The sequence below is a fragment of the Candidatus Poribacteria bacterium genome (assembly GCA_028820845.1).
Classification (GTDB): domain Bacteria; phylum Poribacteria; class WGA-4E; order WGA-4E; family WGA-3G; genus WGA-3G.
This window is the reverse complement of the sequence record JAPPII010000061.1, coordinates 22,232-42,967: the sequence shown is the minus strand read 5'-3', so window position 1 is coordinate 42,967 and position 20,736 is coordinate 22,232. Positions and strand designations below refer to the sequence as shown.

18 protein-coding genes are annotated in these 20,736 nt (G+C 46.2%); 2 read left to right on the top strand and 16 right to left on the bottom strand.

The window, feature by feature from the left end; all coding sequences use genetic code 11:
- Positions 1-4: 4 nt before the first annotated feature.
- Positions 5-1,942 (bottom strand): serine/threonine-protein kinase, encoded by a 1,938-nt coding sequence (locus tag OXN25_12255; protein MDE0425627.1) that lies wholly within the window; start codon positions 1,940-1,942, stop codon positions 5-7.
- 131 nt (positions 1,943-2,073) lie between these two features.
- Positions 2,074-2,718 carry a bifunctional 4-hydroxy-2-oxoglutarate aldolase/2-dehydro-3-deoxy-phosphogluconate aldolase gene (gene eda / locus OXN25_12250; protein MDE0425626.1) on the bottom strand — a complete coding sequence of 215 codons (645 nt, stop codon included), beginning with the start codon at positions 2,716-2,718 and terminating at the stop codon, positions 2,074-2,076.
- Positions 2,719-2,999: 281 nt separating this feature from the next.
- Here eda and OXN25_12245 point away from each other — a divergent pair, with 281 nt between their 5' ends.
- Together OXN25_12245 and OXN25_12240 are read left to right on the top strand one after the other, a co-directional pair.
- Positions 3,000-4,346: a hemolysin family protein gene (locus OXN25_12245; protein ID MDE0425625.1), complete on the top strand. Its 1,347-nt coding sequence runs from the start codon at positions 3,000-3,002 to the stop codon at positions 4,344-4,346.
- Positions 4,347-4,395: 49 nt separating this feature from the next.
- Positions 4,396-5,805 (top strand): hemolysin family protein, encoded by a 1,410-nt coding sequence (locus tag OXN25_12240; protein ID MDE0425624.1) that lies wholly within the window; start codon positions 4,396-4,398, stop codon positions 5,803-5,805.
- Between the two features lie 56 nt (positions 5,806-5,861).
- On the opposite strand, the gene OXN25_12235 is transcribed toward OXN25_12240, so the two are convergent.
- The 14 genes from OXN25_12235 to OXN25_12170 form a co-directional block, all read right to left on the bottom strand.
- Positions 5,862-6,626: an SDR family NAD(P)-dependent oxidoreductase gene (locus tag OXN25_12235; GenBank protein MDE0425623.1), complete on the bottom strand. Its 765-nt coding sequence runs from the start codon at positions 6,624-6,626 to the stop codon at positions 5,862-5,864.
- A 74-nt stretch (positions 6,627-6,700) separates the two neighbouring features.
- On the bottom strand, positions 6,701-7,279 hold the full coding sequence (gene folE / locus OXN25_12230; GenBank protein MDE0425622.1) for a GTP cyclohydrolase I FolE: 579 nt from the start codon (positions 7,277-7,279) through the stop codon (positions 6,701-6,703).
- A gap of 60 nt (positions 7,280-7,339) precedes the next feature.
- Complete coding sequence (locus OXN25_12225) at positions 7,340-8,167, bottom strand: 6-carboxytetrahydropterin synthase (protein ID MDE0425621.1); 828 nt, start codon at positions 8,165-8,167, stop codon at positions 7,340-7,342.
- A gap of 34 nt (positions 8,168-8,201) precedes the next feature.
- Complete coding sequence (locus OXN25_12220) at positions 8,202-8,516, bottom strand: hypothetical protein (protein ID MDE0425620.1); 315 nt, start codon at positions 8,514-8,516, stop codon at positions 8,202-8,204.
- A gap of 86 nt (positions 8,517-8,602) precedes the next feature.
- Positions 8,603-9,451: a sulfurtransferase gene (locus tag OXN25_12215; protein MDE0425619.1), complete on the bottom strand. Its 849-nt coding sequence runs from the start codon at positions 9,449-9,451 to the stop codon at positions 8,603-8,605.
- 352 nt (positions 9,452-9,803) lie between these two features.
- Positions 9,804-10,511: a DUF4159 domain-containing protein gene (locus OXN25_12210; GenBank protein MDE0425618.1), complete on the bottom strand. Its 708-nt coding sequence runs from the start codon at positions 10,509-10,511 to the stop codon at positions 9,804-9,806.
- A gap of 87 nt (positions 10,512-10,598) precedes the next feature.
- Positions 10,599-11,387: a hypothetical protein gene (locus OXN25_12205; protein MDE0425617.1), complete on the bottom strand. Its 789-nt coding sequence runs from the start codon at positions 11,385-11,387 to the stop codon at positions 10,599-10,601.
- 224 nt (positions 11,388-11,611) lie between these two features.
- Positions 11,612-12,211: a hypothetical protein gene (locus OXN25_12200; protein MDE0425616.1), complete on the bottom strand. Its 600-nt coding sequence runs from the start codon at positions 12,209-12,211 to the stop codon at positions 11,612-11,614.
- A gap of 453 nt (positions 12,212-12,664) precedes the next feature.
- Positions 12,665-15,121, bottom strand: a complete 2,457-nt coding sequence (locus OXN25_12195; GenBank protein ID MDE0425615.1) for a DUF5916 domain-containing protein — start codon at positions 15,119-15,121, stop codon at positions 12,665-12,667.
- An 83-nt stretch (positions 15,122-15,204) separates the two neighbouring features.
- Entirely contained in the window at positions 15,205-16,197 is a 993-nt protein-coding gene (locus tag OXN25_12190; protein ID MDE0425614.1) for a hypothetical protein, read from the bottom strand.
- A 68-nt stretch (positions 16,198-16,265) separates the two neighbouring features.
- A complete protein-coding gene (locus tag OXN25_12185) occupies positions 16,266-18,707 on the bottom strand; it encodes a DUF5916 domain-containing protein (GenBank protein ID MDE0425613.1) in 2,442 nt (813 codons plus the stop codon).
- Between the two features lie 100 nt (positions 18,708-18,807).
- On the bottom strand, positions 18,808-19,275 hold the full coding sequence (locus OXN25_12180) for a hypothetical protein (GenBank protein MDE0425612.1): 468 nt from the start codon (positions 19,273-19,275) through the stop codon (positions 18,808-18,810).
- A gap of 108 nt (positions 19,276-19,383) precedes the next feature.
- The gene (locus OXN25_12175; protein MDE0425611.1) at positions 19,384-20,163 is read right to left on the bottom strand and encodes a LamG domain-containing protein; all 780 of its coding nucleotides are present in this window, start codon (positions 20,161-20,163) and stop codon (positions 19,384-19,386) included.
- A 23-nt stretch (positions 20,164-20,186) separates the two neighbouring features.
- The gene (locus OXN25_12170) at positions 20,187-20,654 is read right to left on the bottom strand and encodes a hypothetical protein (GenBank protein MDE0425610.1); all 468 of its coding nucleotides are present in this window, start codon (positions 20,652-20,654) and stop codon (positions 20,187-20,189) included.
- Positions 20,655-20,736: the final 82 nt, after the last annotated feature.

Sequence of the window (20,736 nt, the reverse complement as noted above, 5' to 3'; positions counted from 1 at the left end):
TCCTCTAACTCTGAACAGGGATTTCCGAGATAAGTTTTTGTGCCTCACTCACCACCTTTGTGGGTGCCGACATCTTCTCGCCTATCATCATGATTAACATGTAATAGTCATAAGCGATCTGTAATTCACGATTCAGATGCGCACTCTCAGCGGCGTTGAAATAGCAGACAGTTGCCATTCTGTGGCACTCTTCAACAAGGGCTGGCAGATTTGCGTAGCTATGATTGAAGGCGGCAAGGATATAAGATTTTCCGGCTTCTTCCCATGAGCGCTGGAGTTCAAATTGGCGTCCAAGGCGGGTGTAGTAAATCCCACCATTTTTTGCATTTTTCCTGGCAAGTCGAAATTTGTCGGCAACAGTATACGCGAATCTTGCACGCGTATAACAGTTGGCGACAAGTTCGAGATTATCCGCTTTGGCAAAGCTGCGTGCTTGCTTTTGGTAGAACTTCCCCAGTTTATTATAGAGGACGTGACACTGCCGCATCCGTCCTTGTTGCTGGTAAATCTGGATTTTTTGGAAAATATGAAACGCTTCTTCCTCGTGCGGATACTGAATATCAATATGGACTTGATCCAGCAAAAATTCTGGCGATGCTTCCTCAATTATCATCCGATAGCTGCCCGATGCTTTAACTTGGGGTTGGATAGGAACTATATCGGTCTCCGTCTCTTCACGGGTAAGTTCTTGGTTATCAAGCCATGTACGAAGCACAGCATTTTCGTTATCCGGTAATTTCTGAATGAGTGTGATAATTTCCTCAACAGTCGGACTTGCTGCCAAAGGAGGTGTCGTGATATTAAGCTGCCGGAAGAGGTTATCAACGGTTCTAAGTAACTCTTGGTCATCCAGACAAAGCCGCGTCGCTTTCTGGACTTCTTCAAAAACGCCCATGTAGTCTTGGCTCTCAATGTAGCGTGTAGCAAGTGTATAATGTTTGTAGATTTGGGCAACCAACTTCTCACGCTTATTATTTTCCTCTTTCCGCCGCTGCTCAAAAAAAAGATTTTGATTCATTCGTTCTGCGACTTCAATAGGCAGTCGGAAGGTTTTGCGGTATCGTTCAAGTGCCTCTGCTAATCTCGGATTGCTGGAATTGACGCTGGCATCAATAAGCTGCGAAGCCTGTTTGACGTACTCATCTCGGCGGATACGATCTAATTCATCGTACATTTCGGTCGCATTTTGATGACGTTCAGAGAGTTGGCGATGGAGTGCCTTTTGTAAGAAAGTGCGAAGCACCTCTGGACATCTATAGATTTCTTCTATTTCGCCGGCAGCCTTCTTTTTATCCATCTCCTTGTTCTCACCCGAAAATGGGAATCGCCCCGTCACGGCTTGGTACAAAATAAGGGCTGTGGCATACAGGTCTGCCCGATAGTCATAAGATCCATAATGTTGTTCCGGTGCCATATAGCGACGCGTTCCCGCCATCGTTTCAGCAAACTCGGTGGTTTCGCCAAAAATACGGGCAATACTGAAGTCCGCGACCTTCGCTTGTTTATCGGTCGTGAGCAATATATTTTGGGGCTTGATGTCACGATGCATAATTTTGTGAGCATGCGCTGCTTTCAGTCCGCGGCAGATATCCAAGCCAACATTGATTGTATCGGTTAGCGAAAGCGGGCCCTCCTGCATCAGTTCGTGAAGACTTTTCCCTTCAACATATTCCATCACGATCCATGCAACATAGTCATCCGTACCCGGTTCAACTGTATGAATCGAGACAATATTGGGATGTCCCCAAATCTTTGACATTGCTTGAAATTCATTTAGCAAAAACTTCATCCTACCTGCCGGATATGCTGTTTTTGCTAAGGCTTTGATGGCAACGTTTCGGTTCGTCATCTCTTCGCGAGCGCGAAAGACCGACGAGAATCCTCCTGAATTCAGATACTCCAACAATCTATATTTACCTAAAATTAATTGGTCAATCTGCATAACAGCATCTTCAAGAGTTTAGAGCAGACAATAAAAGGGATGAGATATAATTTCCTAATATTAAAATTAACAGAATTAATATTAATTGTCAACAAAAAAAACAATTTTCGTAAATTTAACCCAAACTACTGCTAAAATCGAGCGCGTTGCACCTCGGCACACAGTCTCTTAGCCCGTTCAGTAAGGGATTCAAACTCCCTTGCTGCAATGAGTTGATTATTAACCAAGGCACTACCAACCCCCAATGCTGTGGCACCAGCCCTGATAAATTCGCCAGCATTTTCAATATTGATACCACCTGTCGGCACAAGAGGAATATGAGGGAGCGGGGCTTTTACATCTTTTATATATGAGGCACCAACCCCACTTGATGGAAACACCTTGACATAATCCGCACCGGCTTCCCACGCCATCAAAATCTCTGTTGGCGTAAAAGCACCTGGAATAACGACTTTGCCGTAGCGATTACAGATCTCAATGACATCTGCCTTGGTAACGGGACTGACAATGAACTCTGCCCCCGCCAACATTACAGCGCGAGCCGTCTCCGCGTCTAAGACCGACCCGGCACCAACGAGAATGGCATCTCCATACGTTGATGATACATCACTAATTACTTGCAGCGCATTCGGGGTTGTCATTGTCACTTCAATCACGTCAACACCACCAGCGTGAATTGCCGCGGCAGCATCAATTAACTCATTTGCACTATTCGCACGAATTATAGCGACGATACCACTGGCTTCGATCCGCCGCATCTGTTCTAACTTTGTCATGAATATCCTCGATTAGGTCGCTGCGCTTTCAATTTATAGTTGTTGGTTGCTGTTAAGACGTGTGGCAGTTGCAAAAGCTTTCACCTGCCACAACGAGTGACTATAAACCATTAACTATTCGCCACATTGAATGGCAAAATTTTTTATTGCGATTTATTTGGCAATATGTTAGTATAAAAAAATCAAATAGAAATTCCAGTTCGTAAATTCTCGCTAATTTCGTATAATTGAGAGCAAGTTTCGGATCGCTAATTCTACCGAAAGATTGCTTCATAAAAAGAATGGAAGTTGTTCCACTACTCCCTTATCTGATCAGCTTGACAGGATTGCTTGCTTTGTCCGGTTTCTTTTCGGGATCCGAGACTGCTTTGTGCGTACTTACCCAAGTGCAAATTGAGCGTTTCCGTTTTGAAAAGGGCAGAACGTCTGCTATTGTCAACTTTGTTGACAACCCTCCGAGATTATTTATTACTGTCCTACTTGGTAATAACCTTGTAAACGTCTCGTTTGCAATCCTCATGCTATGGCTTATTAAGAAGCAAGTCTTGCCCGATAGTACGGAAGTGCTCCAATTTGCTGTAGCCACAGTCCTTAGTGTTGTTCTTATGCTCATCTTTGGTGAGATGGCACCAAAGACTTACGCTATTAAGCACCCTGAGACCTTTGCCAAAATAACAGCCCCACCTCTGTGGATATTTTCGATCTGCATTACGCCGCTACGAGTGTTACTGCGCCGCATCATTGACTTCCTCGTTCCCATATTTACTGGACAGACACCTGATACCGAAGACCTTACCGCTACAGATTTCAAAGAGATTGTCAATGCATACCACGAAGAAGCACTTCCCGAAGATGAACGGGCAATTGTGAGCAATATTCTTGAATTGCGCGACATTGAAGCAAGAGAGATTATGGTACCGCGGACTGAAGTCGTCGCAGTTCCTACATCTAATACGATTCAAGAAACTCTAAAACAGGCAAAGGACTCAGGGTTTTCACGCATTCCAGTCTATCGGGACCAGATTGATAATATCTGCGGAATCTTCTACGTCAAAGACTTTCCGCTGTGGCGGCACGCCTCAGTGAATTCACGCACACTTGACACTTTTCTTGAAGAACGAGATACAATTCCTAACGCCCCTTCTAACGCGCCGCTTATTCGTGACCCCATTCTGGTGCTTGAAACCCGTAAAATCGGTGTGTTACTGCTGCAACTTACCGACGAAAAAACAAAAACGGCGATTCTCTTAGATGAATATGGTGGCGTTTCGGGTATCGTTACAACTGAAGACATCGTTGAACAAGTCGTCGGCGACATCATCGACGAACATGATAGAGGCGAATCTTTACCTGATTTCGTTAAACACTCTACAGACCCATTGTTACTCGAAGTGTCCGGCAGGATGAGTATCCGAGAACTCAACCATCAATTCAACGAACTCAAATTGAGTGAAGACGACGCTGACACTGTCGGTGGGTACGCTTTTGGACTCTTCGGTAGAATCCCTTCAGTCGGGGAATCATACACTGACGAAAACGGCATCAAATTTGAAATAACCGCCACAGAGGGCAATGTCATCACAAGCCTATTTATCAAGCTGCCAGTTACGCCGAAAGTGGAGACGTAACAACCGTTCAGTAACCAATTAGGCCACTGTGCCTAACATATACAAACAATTGAAAGTTCTCTTATTATCTCTCTTTTTAATTGGTGCCAGTGGCACAGCACAAATCGCGGTGCTCAGTTCATTCGCTGTTGCAGTGCTCATCTGCCTCGTTTTATCGGCTTTCTACTCCGGCTCGGAGACGGCTCTCGTATCTGTTAATAAAATCCGACTTAATCAACTCGTTGAATCCGATGATGCCAAAGCAAGCATTATTCACCGCTTAGTTGAATCCCCGCAGCGGATGCTCGCACTCACTTTAGTTGGAACGAATCTTGCAAATGTGCTTATTGCACAACTTGGCGAAGGACTCGTTGCACGTGGGCTTCCGAACCTCGCAGTAAGTTTACAAGGATTAATCGCTACTGCTGGTATAACGGCACTGCTCCTAATTTTTGGAGAAATTTTACCGAAAACCATCTTTCGCGTTAAAGCCGATATCTTAGCACTGCGTTATGCCTACCCCTTAAAAATCTCTGAGGTGATTTTCGCACCTCTCATCTATCTCGTTCAAAATCTTACACAATTTCTCATCAAACTCATAGACAGAAGTGCTCGCAGTCAAAGTCCCGATGCTCAACGTGAAGAATTATGGATTCTTGCCATTATCGGTGAGCGTTCAGGGAACTTACTTACAGACCAACGTAGGATGATTCATAGCCTGCTCAACCTTCAAGACCGAACGGTTGCCCAAGTCATGGTGCCCCTTGTTGACATCGTTGCCATTGAAAAAAACACAAAATGCGAAGATTTTTTGCAAATCGCCGCTGACTCCGGCTTTTCGAGAATCCCAGTCTACGAAGAACACATCTATAACATTATTGGGATCATTAACCTCTTAGATGTTATTTACGATGATGTCGCATCAGATACCTCTGACAACAACTCAAGTTCCTCGGGAAAAGACAAAGAACGGACTACGACGAATCAACCCAAAAGAGAAGATACCCAACCTGAAACAGTGGAACCTTTTATCCGCACAGCCTTGCACTTTGTTCCCGAATCAAAAAATATCAATGCCCTCCTCAAAGAGATCCAAGACACACGACACACCATGGTATTCGCTGTGGATGAATATGGCGGCACCGTTGGACTTGTTACCGTTGAAGATCTTGTTGAAGAAATCGTTGGTGAATTCGCCGACGAACGTGATGAACCCGACTTCATTCGACTCATCACCCCCAAAATCCTCGAATGCGACGGCAGAACCGAAGTCAACCTGCTCAAAGAACACTACCGACTCCAAATTCCTGAAGGCGACTACGAAACAGTCGCTGGCTATATCTTAGAACGAACCGGGACTATCCCAGAAGTCGGAACAAACCTCAAACTCCATGACTCAGTCATTACAGTTATAGATGCCGATGAACGTGCTATCCGCAAAATTCGCATCTCACGGAAGGTTGGAAACTTTACCTTTTGAAGCACATTGAGTCAAAATTGTATGACTAAGACCGATACGCTTACCGACCTACACGATTAGAGTATCCCTAATGGTGGCATCACAACAATTTCCTCAGTTACCATACCCGACGGTTGTTGGCAAACCGAGACAACCGTATCCGCTACATGCTCTGGCTTAAGCATCTGTTCAAAGTCTGGATGCTGCGGAATCTCATCCCAAAATGGCGTATGCACCGACCCCGGCAGCACCGCAGTCACCCGAATATTCTGCTGGCGAACCTCGCTGGCTAAAACTTTTGTGAATGCTAACGCCCCTGCCTTCGCGGCACAATACGCGCCTGATGCCTCAAACGGAACTTTTGCAGCGATTGAAAGCACATTAATAATCTGCCCACCACCTTGTGCCAACATAGGTGAAAGCGCGGATTTTGTGCAAAGATAAATCGCCTTTAAATTAGAGTCAATTACTGCATCCCAATCACTTGGCATGAAATCGGCGACCGTCCCAAAACGACCAATCCCGGCATTGTTAATGAGAATATCTAAGCGTTGGTAAACATCCAGCGTTTTTTCGACAAGCCCTTGCACCGCCGCTGCGTCGGTTACATCCGTTGGCACAGCGAGTACGGAATCGGGGTTAGAAACCCCTCCTACTCTCAGCTCCGCTGCGGCCTGTTCAAGGGTTTCAGGTGTTCGGGCAGCAAGCACAACTTTCGCACCAGCTGCAGCCAAACCAAAGGTGATCGCTTTACCAATCCCTTTTGATCCTCCGGTAACCACTGCAACTTTCCCATCAAGTGTGCCTATATCCGCTTGATTCGGATGGGTAGGTGGAACCATGCTCGCCTCCACATTTCCATTTTGTAGTTGAACTTTATGTCAATTGGGTATCTACATGAACAAAAAAGTTTACGTTAGGATATCTGGATACACCGCAAAAATTCTGCCCGCGTTGAACTATCCTCTCGGAACGTTCCCAACATGACATTTGTTGTCATCCTCGGTGCTTGTTTCTGGACACCGCGCGCCATCATGCAGAGATGTTGTCCTTCTATCACTACAGCAACGCCCTGTGGATCAAGTGCGGTTTCCAGTGCCTCGGCGATCTCACGTGTGAGCCGTTCCTGGACCTGTAAACGCCGAGAAAACATATCTACGATACGCGGAATTTTACTCAGACCGATAATCCGATTCCGGGGAAGATATCCAACGTGGCATCTGCCCCAGAACGGAAGAATATGGTGTTCGCAAAGACTATAAAATTCAATATCTTTGACAATCACCATTTCATCATAATCTTCGTCAAAGATAGCCTTGTTCAAAATTTTATCAATATCTTGCTGGTAGCCACTGGTCAGAAACTGCATCGCTTTGGCAGCCCGACTCGGTGTCCTCACAAGCCCCTGACGACTCGGATCTTCACCTAAATTTTTAAGAAGATTGGTAAAAAGTTCCTCTAATTCTGGGTTAGAAACCCCCTCTTTAAACTCCATTATGTTAAAATGGTCTCCATTGCGCTATTTTCAGCTGCGCTTACTGGGGTAGAAAACAGATTATTCGCCGTAGTAGTCGAAATGATTCTTTGGCGTTTCTCGCAAACGTAGACGGTATAAAGCCACGGGACGCAAATTCGGTTCCAGTACATCCCATATCACTTTGACGAAGTTCTCCGAAGTCGGATTAAGTTTTTCAAATTCAGGGGTGTCGAGATTCAGGTGTTTGTAATCAAATCGTGTGTAAACCTGCTTCTGAACGACTTCATCGAGAAAATCCAGCCCCGCAACCAACCCAGTTCTTGGATCCACATCGCCCTTTACGGTAACTTCAAGAACATAGTTATGCCCATGACCTGCGGGATTGTTACACTTTCCAAAGATATCTCGGTTCTCTTCATCACTGAGAACATGACTGTGCAAACGATGGGCAGAACTAAAATCGTAAACTTTGGTAAGATAAACCACCGGTCCTTCTCCATGATAGTCAGCAAAATTCGTAGCACTTTCGTAGAGACGTACCCTATGCAACATTCCATCTGGCAGAGAAGGTTCAAGCCGTTGCCAAATCTCAATAGTGATGTTTTCACATGTCGGTTGCAAATGCGGGTTGCCTGCAAAAACCGGATGTTGCTGGTTTAGATGCTTATGATCATAATTGGCGAGTACCTCTGTCTTCAACAGCGCATCCAACGTTACCAGATTGATAACCATCCCGTTATCGGCATCCACGTCGCCTTTCACCATCACCTCAAGGACATAGTTATGCCCATGACTACTTGGATTCGCAGCGGCACCGAACAGCTTAAAGTTTTCTGCATCGCTCAATTCAGGTATACGTTTGTAATGTGATGCTTCAAACGCCGTCTGTCGGGTTAAGTAATACATCGGTTTTTGCCGTTATCTTGTATGGATGAACCCTCTAAGGGACCCGCCGCGACGGAGCCACCAACTCATCATCCATCGACTCATATTGGACTGCCATAACCCATTCACCAGTGCCGCGCAACTGGACGTTGCACTTTTTAAGCCACTCAACTAAAGTGAGACGATCGCGCGCCTCCCACTCGCAAACCATCCGGCCTGAAAATGTATCACACAAGACCCGGATATTCTTCACATCGGCATTCTCTTCTTCTTTGAAACGCTTCAGGAGGCGCGCAACATCTTGACGTGTCATACAAGCAATGACGTGGGCAGAAACAAATTTAGGCATTTTTTTATTGCCATCAGCCATCGGCTTTCAGCTGTCAGAGAGTGAGATCACAAACCTCGCGAGCGAGGGTTACTGATACCGACAGCCGAAAGCTGTGAGTTATTCCTTTAGTCGCGTGCGATGGGTGCGCCCACGAGATTACCCCACTCTGTCCAACTCCCATCGTAGTTGCGGACCTTTTCATAACCGAGTAGGTACTTTAACACAAACCACGTGTGCGATGAACGTTCACCAATACGGCAATAGGCAACGGTCTCCTTATTCTCATCAACTCCTGCACCACCGTAAATGGCTTGCAGTTCGTCGTGAGACTTAAAGGTACCATCTTCAGCCACTGCTGTTGCCCATGGGATATTTGCTGCACCGGGGATATGTCCGCCACGTTGTGCAGTTTCGCTCATGCCAGGGGGAGCAATGACTTCACCGGTAAATTCAGCAGGTGAACGAACATCAACAAGATTAACGACACCTTGCCCGAGTGTCTCACGAACGGTACCGGCTGTAGCGCGGACATTATCATCAGGAAACTTCGCCTGGTACCCTGTAGTGGCGTAGTTCGGAACATCGGTGACAAGTGCTCTGCCTTCATCAATCCATTTCTGGCGACCGCCATTCATCACCTTGAGTTTGCTTTCGTCGTGACCGTAGTAGCGGAATTGCCATAAGGCATACGTCGCGAACCAGTTGTTATTATCGCCGTAGAAGATAATCGTTGTGTCATTAGCGATACCACTGTCATTGCAGAGTGCCTCAAACTGCTCTTTCGTGAGGATATCGCGTCGAACCTGGTCGCACAACTGAGTCTCCCAATTGAGCCCGACTGCGCCAGCGATATGCCCTTCACCATACGCCTCGGTATCCACATCAACTTCAAGCAACCGAACACCATCATCACCACCGTGTGCAGCCACCCATTCCGTACTCACTAAAACATCAGGATTTGCGTAATCAGCCATTTCTGTGTTAAGCCTCCGTATTTTATTTTGGTAAGATCCTATTCATATCAGGCTATAAATTATGCCCGAATAGAATGATTCTTTATTACATTATACATCTGAAGGTATGATTTGTCAAATAGAAATGCGATTTCGCTGTACTCCTGACTATTTTTGCGAAACTTGGTAAGCTTCCGAAAAAAAGAAAAGCCGCGTCAAGAGATTGACGCGGCTTATTGTTTGCAGATAATCCTATATTACCCTTTATACAGCTCAGGACTTACGCAAAATGACTGAATTCTGCCTATTTTCACAAGATTCGGTGCGGTTGGAAACCGCACCTACCAGTGGGGTGCGTAAGTCCTAACAGCTATCACAACCGATCCGCAACATTTGGTGCTGTCTTGGGGACGCTGTCTACGTCGCCATCAGCGAGCGCATCTTCCGGGATATAGTTGCTATAATCCGAGATGTTCCCGTGGGTTACCGCATAGATAACAACGTTGATGAGTTGTCGGGCCGCAGCCGGTGCGAACTCGTCCAAAATCTTATTCCGGTCCTGATAGTGACCGAAGAACGGTTTCTGCACCGCACCATCCATTACGTGTATCATAGCTTCTGTATCCACGAGAACCGCCAATCGGTCATCAATAAACACGCCCTGTAACTGACTATAGGGACCGTGATGAAGAATCGTACTCCCAATTTTTCGGACAGGAAACCGGAGGGGTCCGTTCAACTCATAGAAACTATTGTAAATCTCATGGTCATGCGGGATGGAAACCAGATGGTATTCAGGAAGAATCTGACGCAAAACCCGTAGTGCAGGCTGCATCGCTAACTCCGTGTTTCCATGGGTGGGCATATAGATGAACCCGCCGCGGTTGATAACATATTCACGAATCCGCTGCGCTTCCCGATCGGTATAACCGAAGGAAGGACGGTCTCCGCTGACCTGCCAGACGGCATTACTCAGCAATCCATTACTCTGGTTCTTGACTGAGGAGCTGGGAACGGGTTCCATAAAGATAATCGGTGACTCAAAAAACGCAGCATCCGTAATTTGGACTGCGTCAACCATTTGGGTTTGGATACCTGTTTCTGAATTCAGAGACGTGACTAAATAGGGCAGACCTGCCCCGAATCGGAGATGTCCGATACCGCTCCCTCATATATCAAGGTTCGGATGCAATGGATCATCAAGACGGACAAGATTCAACCGCCCAATAATCTCTTTGCCGTGTCCCTGAATAATGGCACCTGGGCTGCCTTTCGGAAGCAGTGGCACTCCATTACCCAAAACCATGTTCTCTGTTACATCTGACAATGAGGCATTGATATTCGCAGCACCTGCACCTTTTACGAGTGAGTTCAGGCTGCCACGGTTGTGCGTTCGTCCTTGTTCAAAACCAGATCCGGAACCGAAAGCACCGCGACCCGTGCCGCTCCCTAAACCGTCCCCGACACCTGCACTGAGACCATCTGTAATTCCGCCTTCACTGGGCAATCCGGCAGCAGGTAGTGCATCTGATGTCGTCGGTAGTTTCGCAGCAGTTGACAAAGGTTGTGTGGTATGCTCAATAACCGGAGACGCATTTGAAACTTTGACTTGCTGCCCTCTCGGGGCGGCTGGGGCACCCCCCATTAGGGATGCTGCTGGTGCCGCCGTCACGGACGACCTCGCTGTCCGTGCAAGCGTTGCGCGACGCGGTGTGGTCTCAGTTTGTGGAACGACTGTCAAATCCGGTGGAACCGGAGTTGGAATAACCACTTCTGGCTTAGCGACAATATCCCTTTTCGCAGCCTGTGGTGGTGAAAGAATAAAAAAACTCACATCGATGGCATCTCGTGCTTTTAATGGATTCGCCGAGATCGCAATATACCCTACAACGACTGCAAGGCAGGCGTGCACGACCAGCGATACCATCCATGCAAGAGGCGTACGGCGTGATTTCATGATACGCACCTCCTATGGGGTTCAAGAGTTAATATCCTAACGTCTGTTATATCTTATTTGCTCTCATCTTAACCGAATTCAATGGTGAGAAAGTTACACAAGATCCCTTCTGCCGTTAAAGACACAATTTTGGGGTGGAAAGGGTGCATAATTTGAAAAAACTTCGATTTTAACTCCGACTATTAGGACTAACAGCTCTGATGTCACAGTGCTTGAGTCCAGCCCTACCGTTTTTTTAACTTCGCCCAAGTTGTCGTTAAGCGATTCTGGGGATGCACAGCAAAACCCTCAATTTCACTCGGTAGTTTGGGGACAGCGTTGGGGTCTATTGCCATGTAAACGGCATCCAAACGGGTATCGCCTTCCCTAGACCAAAATGTAACGGTATGTTTCCCCGGTTTCAGATCAAAGGTCAACGGATTCTTTTCGCGCCATTTTACTTTTGACCACGTCCACTCCTGATGCTGACCTGTATCCCAGATCATGTTGGCATCACCCGGTTGTGGACTTTTCTTTTCATCGACTGTGACATGGAAAGAGTCCTTCGCCGTATCTTGGGCAATCACCCGCCCCCACATCGTGTACTGACCGGGTGTTCTAACGTTAATCACGAAATCGGCTTTACCGGGGTGGCGACCACCCCCGCCCTTTCCCGCCGATATATACATACCGCCTGAAGCTTCCTTATCCTCATAAATTTCCATGATTGCTACAATTTCATCTGCGTCTTCGGCTTCAAAGCCAATCTCAGTAGCAATGCAATAACCGACCCATCCCAATACAAGCAGTACAAATTGAATCAATAATAACCCCATATATTTCATGCGTATATCCTCCTTAGGTTTGTAAATAGCGCAATCCATTGCGCGTGTTTTTCTCCTCGCTTTACCAATACAAAACACTGACTTTAGCGTCTTAGATCTCAAAGCGCACTACCGTGGACTGAAGTATTTACAAGAAACATTAAAAAGGCTTCCACAAAAACCTGAACCTATTGTTATTAACCAACTCACTGAACATCTGACTTCTATCAGGCCTGGATACGTTGGCGAAGGAATTGTTGATACTCACAATATTAACAATGCCTGCATTATTTGTCAAGAAAAAATCCATTTTTTCTTGCGTAATATAGTTATGTCATAGCAATTTTCATGCCAAAGTTAACTCAAATGTGAAATCACTTGGAAAAGAAAGTTTCCCGATAATTCCGCTTCACAAAGTGAGGTCTTGCTGTCCAATTCTTGGACAACTTTGCTCAAAAGCCGAATCCGAAAGGTTTATATACCAAACCAATACCGACATTTAATCAGGAAGATATCCTTCCCCGGATCTGTGAAACTGCTTCGCAAACGATCCACCGGACGAAACTCAAGTTCAGCGTCTCCAACATCTTCCAAACTTATTTCTCTTGACTGAGACCAGACCAAAAACAGTGTACTCCCCGGACGGAATTCCCAACGCAGAACGGTATTACCACGTAAAGACCGTATATGGAAATCCGGATTTCGCTTCAGTGGGTACGGTTTGAACTGATACGATCTCGGCTCAACTAACTCTTTGAAGTTTGAATAATCCCCGATGGTAATAAACGGCTGCACATAGAACTGAAGGCTTAGCGTCGGTGTGAAACTAATGTTCGCGCGCGTCGTGAAGTCGAGCGTTTGACTCGTCAGTTCCCCATAGACGTAGTGGTTCTTGATGTGACCATTGACGTTCTCCTCAACTAACTCGATCCACTGGGCATCGAAAATACGGTAACGATACATCGGTCCAATACTTAACTCAATGTTCGATACAGGGCGAATGTTCAGGCGGAGGCTTACTTCTTTCTCAGAACTTTTGTTATCATCGTCCCACGCGAAGATTGGATTCAGTTCAAGTTGAACCATTTTACGACTATCGGTCCTAAGTTGGGTAAAAATCCACCACCCCGCAGGATTTTTAATCAGTGTTCCACCGCGTCGGACATCTTCGTCGTTAAACGACTCCAAATTCCGACCGACCCACAGATCATACTCCCAATAGTTTTTCAGTTTACCGTACGTCCATATCTCAGAGTAGCGACCGATGCTAACGCCGTCATAATTCCATTCTCGCCACCCATAGAACCCAAGCGTAACTTCTCGAAAAATGCTAAACGGCTGCTCTTTCTTAAACATGAGGTCATAAAACCATCTCATCATATCGCCGCGCCGAACGTAACCTATATCATTTATTTCAAAGTCTGGGGAAAGAACATCAAAACTGGTATCAAGCCGCCACCATCCACCCTGTTTTTCAAATTCAATATTTGCGAGATAACCCGACTTACGTGCCGCCAATTCTCCCACTTGGCTTGCTGCGAGCATCCCGCTTATCTGGTACCGCTCTTTCGCAAGCTTCAAGTCCCAGTCAAGTCCACTGACATACGCGGCGTTGGAAGCCTGCCGGTTTACGGCTGTTGTCACCAACCCGATGTATGAATTACCTTTTAAAACATCCTGCTTGACTCTACCGACAAAATAATTTGTCAATGGCTCCACAAGGTGATCACGATTCTTACCGTTCTTTTTAATCTGCACATATTCTGGCGCAGTGACAGCTTCCATGATGCCAAAGGAGGTGTTGCTGTTGGTCCTCCCGATGATTTTGGCAGCACCCAGAATCGTCGTCGCTTCTGGACGACTCAGTTCCGTTGCACCCTCTGGAATCTCAAAATGCCCCGGCTGCCGTCCAATCCGCCGTGAATAAAAGAATTGTTTCTCCCATGCGCCGAAGTTAAAATTGGATGCGCCCTTGACAAAAAAGGGTCTACGCTCCTCGAAAAACTCTTCATAAGCAGAAAGATTTAAAGTCGCAGGATCGGCTTCTACCTGTCCAAAATCAGGGTTGATTGTGGCGTTGAGCGTGATGCCAGAAGTAATACCGTATTGAATATCACCCCCAACACTCCCCCACAAATCAGCCTCGCTATTCAAGGTTGTTCTGCCCATAGTGTATGGTATTAATTCCAGATGACGAGACGGATGGATATTCTCAATTCCTACCAGGTCCCCGAAATGTGAAATCCAGCCCGGTGTGCCTTTCTTAATCAGTCGCCAATGGGAACGCTCTTTTCTGCGACTAATCTCTCGTTCTACCTGCAGTCCCCAAATATATCTATCTTTCGGTGAGAAGCGGAACATATAAAATGGTATTTTACACTCTACTGCCCACCCATTCTCGTGGATACGGGTTTTTGCCTCCCACACGCCGTCCCATGCATTGTTCCAACCGTCCGGACCACCGCCTCCAACAATGCCATCTATTACAGAACCGGACGGATAGATAGTAAACGAGAAACCACGTTGCCGGTTGTAGTGCGGATCAAGAATAATTTGGACTTTATCGGATTCAACGAAATCGTCGCGCCTGACGAGCCGTGATACAATTTTATCAGGCTCATTGTCATAGCACATAATCCCAAAATAGACCGCCTCATCATCGTAAACGACTTGAAATGTAGTGCGTTGGGAAGCAGGTTGTCCTTCATCTGGATCGCGTTGGCGAAAGCCTTCATGAAGAGGCGCGGCCCGCCAGATGTCATCATCTAAAACGCCGTCTAATTGCGGGGGTGTCCCTTTAATACGGACAGCCGTCGCAATTCTGTGAGCGGATTCTGTTTCTGTCTCAGCCCGCACCGTGCTTGGGAATTGTAAGGCACAAAATATCAAAAACAACACCCAAACACACCAAAAGTCCGATACAATTTTCAATGATTATCTCCTCTATTCTCTTAAGTAATTGCGCAACGAATTTCTAACGAGTCACCACTCGCACCAAATGCAGCTTTGGTAGGTTAAGGCGTTTTCGCCTGAAAAATTTCCGTAGTTTCGAGTAAACGCTTTAATTTTGCGTGGCTATACTTTGTGTCCTTCCTATCATTTTGTGTTATATTTCCAAAAAACTCCAGCATCAATATAATGATAGCTCGATATCTTATGACAACTTCGGCGTAGTCCCTGTCTAACATCATGAAGCCATCAGCACAGATTTCGCTGATATTTTCCAGTAACGGAATAAAAAATCCTGGATATCGCTCGTCACCCTTCAGACCATATTTTTCTATGATTTTCTTTTTTTTTTTCTTTGCAAGGCCCCGATAAATTGATAAAAGATGTTCTCCAAAACACGACAGAAATTCTCCATAGTCATAGTACGAGTTTTTTCTGAAAAACACCCGTTCCATTTCCGTCAAATCAAAACGCCTGTCAAGCACCAATCCAAAATCTGTTAAGTAGGGTTTATTTCCATCAGTGACGATATTATTGAAATGGACATCAAAATGGATAATTCCGTTTTTTCGCAGAAACGTTAGGGTATCCAGCACTTCGTTGATGAACGCGTCCAATCGGTCTATATTTTTTCCAAACCATTTTGAAAACGAGTAAGGTATATACTCTAAAAATAGTGCCACCTCGTATGTCGCATTCGTTCTGTCAACAATGTATCTTCCAATGTCTTCATTGCCATTCCAATATCTCACATATCTGCTGTACCAATCCATATCCAAATCCACCTTTTCCCCAGAACGTGGCAGGATTCGGTAATGATACATCAAGGGGAAATTCTCAATCGCGCCTTGCAGCACCCAATTCGTCGTTTTGATGTGCATCAGAAGTTCGCGAAAAACGCCAAAGCCTGCAGAACCTACGCCATAGTTGTAGTAGGTTGGCAAATCATACAGATTCTTCGTGGAGAACATAAGTTCGCGAAAAACGCCAAAGCCTGCAGAACCTACGCCATAGTTGTAGTAGGTTGGCAAATCATACAGATTCTTCGTGGAGAACATATGATTGTATTCGAGTTCCGTGATTGGAATTTTTTTTAGGACTTAACTTAGGACTCTCCATTAGTGCCTTACACCCCGAGCCAATACCGACATTTTATCAGGAAAACATTCTTGCCTTCATCGGTGAAGCTATTACGCAGTCGGTGTAATGGACGGAATTCGAGGTCTGCTGTGCGAAGCTGCTCCAACTCCGCTTCTCGGGATTGTGTCCAGACGAGAAATAGGGTGCTGCCCGGACGGAATTCCCAGCGAAGCACAGTGTTGCCCCGTAAAGACCTACGATGGAAATCACGATTTTCGTTTAGCGCGTAAGGCTTGAACTGATAAGACTTCGGTTCAATCAACTCCTTGAAATTGGCATAGTCCCCGATAGTAACAAAGGGTTGCACGTAGAATTGGAGACTCAGCGTAGGCGTAAAACTGATGTTCGCGCGCGTTGTGAAATCCAGTGTGCGGCGCTCCAGTTCACCATAGACGTAATGTTTTTCGATGTGTCCATCGATGTTTTCTTCCACCAGATCTACCCATTGTGCATCCTGTACGCCATAATTGTACGAGGGACCGAAGCTCACCTCAATATTGGAGGCGAGTCGAATGCGTAACCAGAGCCGCACATCGTAGTCATACGAACGCCTATCATCATTCCATGCGAAAACAGGATTCAACCGCAACTGAATCATTTTACGGCTATCGGTGGAGAGTGCTGTAAAAATCCACCAGCCTGGCGGACTTTTGATCAGCGTTCCACCACGCATCGTGTCATCATCACTAAACGACTCCAAATTTCGTCCAATCCAAAGATCATAATCCCAATAGTTTTTTAGACGGCCATCTGTCCAGATTTCGGAGTAGCGACTGATACTGACTCCGTCGTAATTCCATGTTCGCCAGCCGTAGAGTCCGAAAATGACGCGTCTGAAGACACTAAAGGGTTTTCCCTTCCGCACGGTGAAGTCGTAATTCCACTCAAGCATATCCGCACGTCGCCGGAAGCCGAGGTCGTTCATTTCTAAGTCAGGCGAAAGCACTCTGAAATCGGTATCAAATTGCATCCATCCACCACGTTTGTCAAATTCAAGGTGGGCAAGGTAGCCCGATTTGCGTTCATCCATTTTACCCGCCTGACTTGCCGCTAAGGTGCCACTTATCTGGTACCGTTCCTTTGCAAACTTTAAATCCCAGTCCAAACCCCCTACATACGCGGCATTGGAAGCCTGGCGATTGACAGCTGTCCCTATCAATCCAACGTATGAATTGCCGAGGACATCCTGCTTGACCCTACCAACGAAATAGTTCGTCAAAGGTTCAACAAGGAATTTGTCATCTTTACCTGCTTCTTCGATCTGTGCGTACTCTGGAGATGTAACGGCTTCCATGATGCCGAAGGAGGTCTTGCTTTGAGTTCTACCAGCAATTTTGGCAGCCCCCAGAATCGTTGTCGCCTCCGGGCGGCTGAGTTCTTTAGCACCCTCGGGCAGGTCAAAATGCCCTGGCTGCCGCCCGATGCGCCGAGTATAAAAAAAATTATAGTCGTTGCTGCTAAAGATGGAGGCCCCTTCCACAAAGAAAGGACGACGTTCCTCAAAAAATTCCTCATACGCCGAAAGATTTAGACGCGCCGGATCCGCCTCCACCTGTCCAAAATCTGGATTGACTGTAGCATTGAGCGTTATTCCGGAGGTAATTCCATACTGAACATCACTACCAATGTTCCCCCATAAATCGGTTTTGCTATTGAGTGTTGTCCGACCCATGGTATAAGGAACTAATTCCAAATGGTGCGGCGGATGGATATTCTCAATACCTGTTAGATCGCCAAAACGGGAGACCCAACCGGGTTCATCTTTTTTAATCAAACGCCAAAGCGCATATTCTTTTTTTCTGCTAATGCTCCGTGAAACTTGGAGTCCCCATGTATATTTTTCTTTAGGTGCAAAGCGTAGGACGTGATAGGGAATTTTATATTCTGCCGCCCAGCCATTTTTGTGAATTTTTGTTTTCACTTCCCACACGCCGTTCCACGTACTATCCCACCAACCGCCGCCAGAAATAGTCCCATCTGTTACAGATCCTGAAGGATAAACGGTAAACCAGAATGCATTCTGCCGACTGTAATGCGGGTCGAGAACTACATCAAGTCTATCGGATGTAACGTAGTTATCGCGCCGAACCAAGCGAGAGAAAATCTTTTCGGGTTCTTTATCGTAGCACATCACCGCGAAGTAGATTGCCTCGTCATCGTAGGCGATTTGGAACGTAGTGCGTTCGGTTGCCAGCTCTCCTTCATCAGGGTCTTGTTGCCTAAATCCTTCATGGAGGGGTGCGGTTTTCCAGATCGCATCGTCCAAAACCCCATCTAACTGTGGCGGCGCGCTATTGATTCGGACAGCTGTTGCGGTTCTGTGCAGTGATTTTTCCTCATTTTCAGCCTTGAGACCGCCGGGGAGTTGTACAACGAAAAAAACAACGAAAAACGCCCAGACGGTCAGAAAATTCCGTTTAATTGCCACTAATTTTTCCTTCTCTTTTTTAGGTATTTTATTCAGTTAAACCCTGTTTCTGAGAAAAAAATCAGAATTTATAGGACTAAAACTTCAGAATTTTTGAGAATCAATCAGAAACATCTGCCCCACATTGCGGACAAGCATCCTTCCACGTTGAGCGTCTGCCTTCACCGCAAACAGCACAGACCCCCAGTGGGTATTCATCGGGTTTCGCACGACTCCCACCTTTCTTGTAGGTGATAATGCGCCACACCGTCTCGCCATCCTCTTCATAGCAAAGCCAGACACCTTCTTTTCTGCCATCAGCGGAGCCGCCATCATGTTTGCGGTAGGGACCACCCCATTTGCGATTGCCATTTTCATAATACGCCACATAGTCGCCTTCGTTCTTACCATCGCGGAAAAAGCCTTCGCTCGCTTTGTTTCCATTTTTATGGTACTGGATCCAAAGCCCCTCTTTTTTTTCTTCAATGTAGCCACCTTCACTCCGCTTAAAGCCATTGGCGTAGTAAGTAACCCAATACCCGTGCTTCTTGCCGTTGCGCATCTCGCCATCAGTAAGTGATTTTGCCATAGTTAAATTTGTGGGACGCCGACATCAAATACAAGCTTGCAAGTTGTGTCTTGATGACGCGTCCCTATTACCTCCTATTCGTTTGTAAAAATAAGTCTCATGCAGTGATTACTCTTGCCGTTTGATGTCCCCCCAAGTCGTTGTCAGCTTATTAATTGCAGAAACCGAGAGGGCTTTCTCAAGTCCATCTGTCATGATAGTATTCAGGTCGTCTTCACTGAGTGCAGTATTGAAGATAGCCACTTCGTCAAGAACCCCCGAAAAATCCCAACCAGGCCCCCCTTTCCAACGGGTTAACCAAATCGAACCACCGTCGTGTTGTGCGGTAAAATCTGGTTCTCCTACATCTAAATCCGCTGCAACCTCACCATCAACATAGAGGACGAGTGTCTTACCATCGTGTGTTAAAGCAACAAAACTCCACTCGTCCATCTCCCAAGTCCCGCCTCGAACAGCACTGTTGTCTATTCCGCCGTTGAAGATAAAACTACCATAAAAATCGGTCGGACCGATGAGAATATTTGGATTGTGCCAATCTCTCTCTATGAGACGAACATGGGGACCCGAAGGGTTACCCAGCGGTTTCACCCAGAGCAGATACGTAAATCCATCAAGGAAGTCATTGACCGTTTTGCTCGCTGGGATAACCACATGGTTAGTCCCGTCAAATTCTATTCCCTTGCCACTCTTTCCATCTACTCGTTCAGCGTCAACAATCTCACCATCATTTCCATTGCCGGAGGTATCCACAACCGCGTCTCCTTTTCCCTGATCAAAGAGCCACATCCCCATAAGGGATGCTGGATCAATTTCCGATATGCTTTCCTGAACCCATATCCCTGAAATAAAGATAACTATCATAGCAACCAAAGTAATTAGGACTTTCATCGTTTTTAGTCTCCTTTTTCAAATTATGTCTCCAGTTCGTTACCGCACTTCGGGCAAGTATTGCCCCAAGCCAAACGTCTTCCCTCGCCACACACAGCGCAGACACCGAGCGGATATTCATCCGGTTTCGCACGGCTCCCACCTTTCTTGTAGGTGACAATCAGCCACACCGTCTTGCCATCATCTTCGTAATTATAAAACGGCCCCTCCTTTTTGCCGTCATACGACTTACCAACATGTTTAGGAAAGACTCCACTGGATCTACGGCTTCCATTTTCATAATAGGTGACACAAAGACCTTCGTATTTTCCATCGCGGAAGGTCGCTTCACCCGCCTTGTTCCCATTCTTGTGGTAAGTGATCCAAGGTCCGTCCTTCTTACCATGAATGTAGCCACCTTCGCTACGCTTATGTCCGTTCGCATAATAAGTGACCCAATATCCATGTTTCTTACCATTGACCATTTCGCCATCAGTAAGTGATCGCGCCATAATAAAAATTCACGGGATATTATACGCTTGGTATGTGCTTGAAAGCAACATCGCAACAACACATCCCGATTCCCTCCTATTG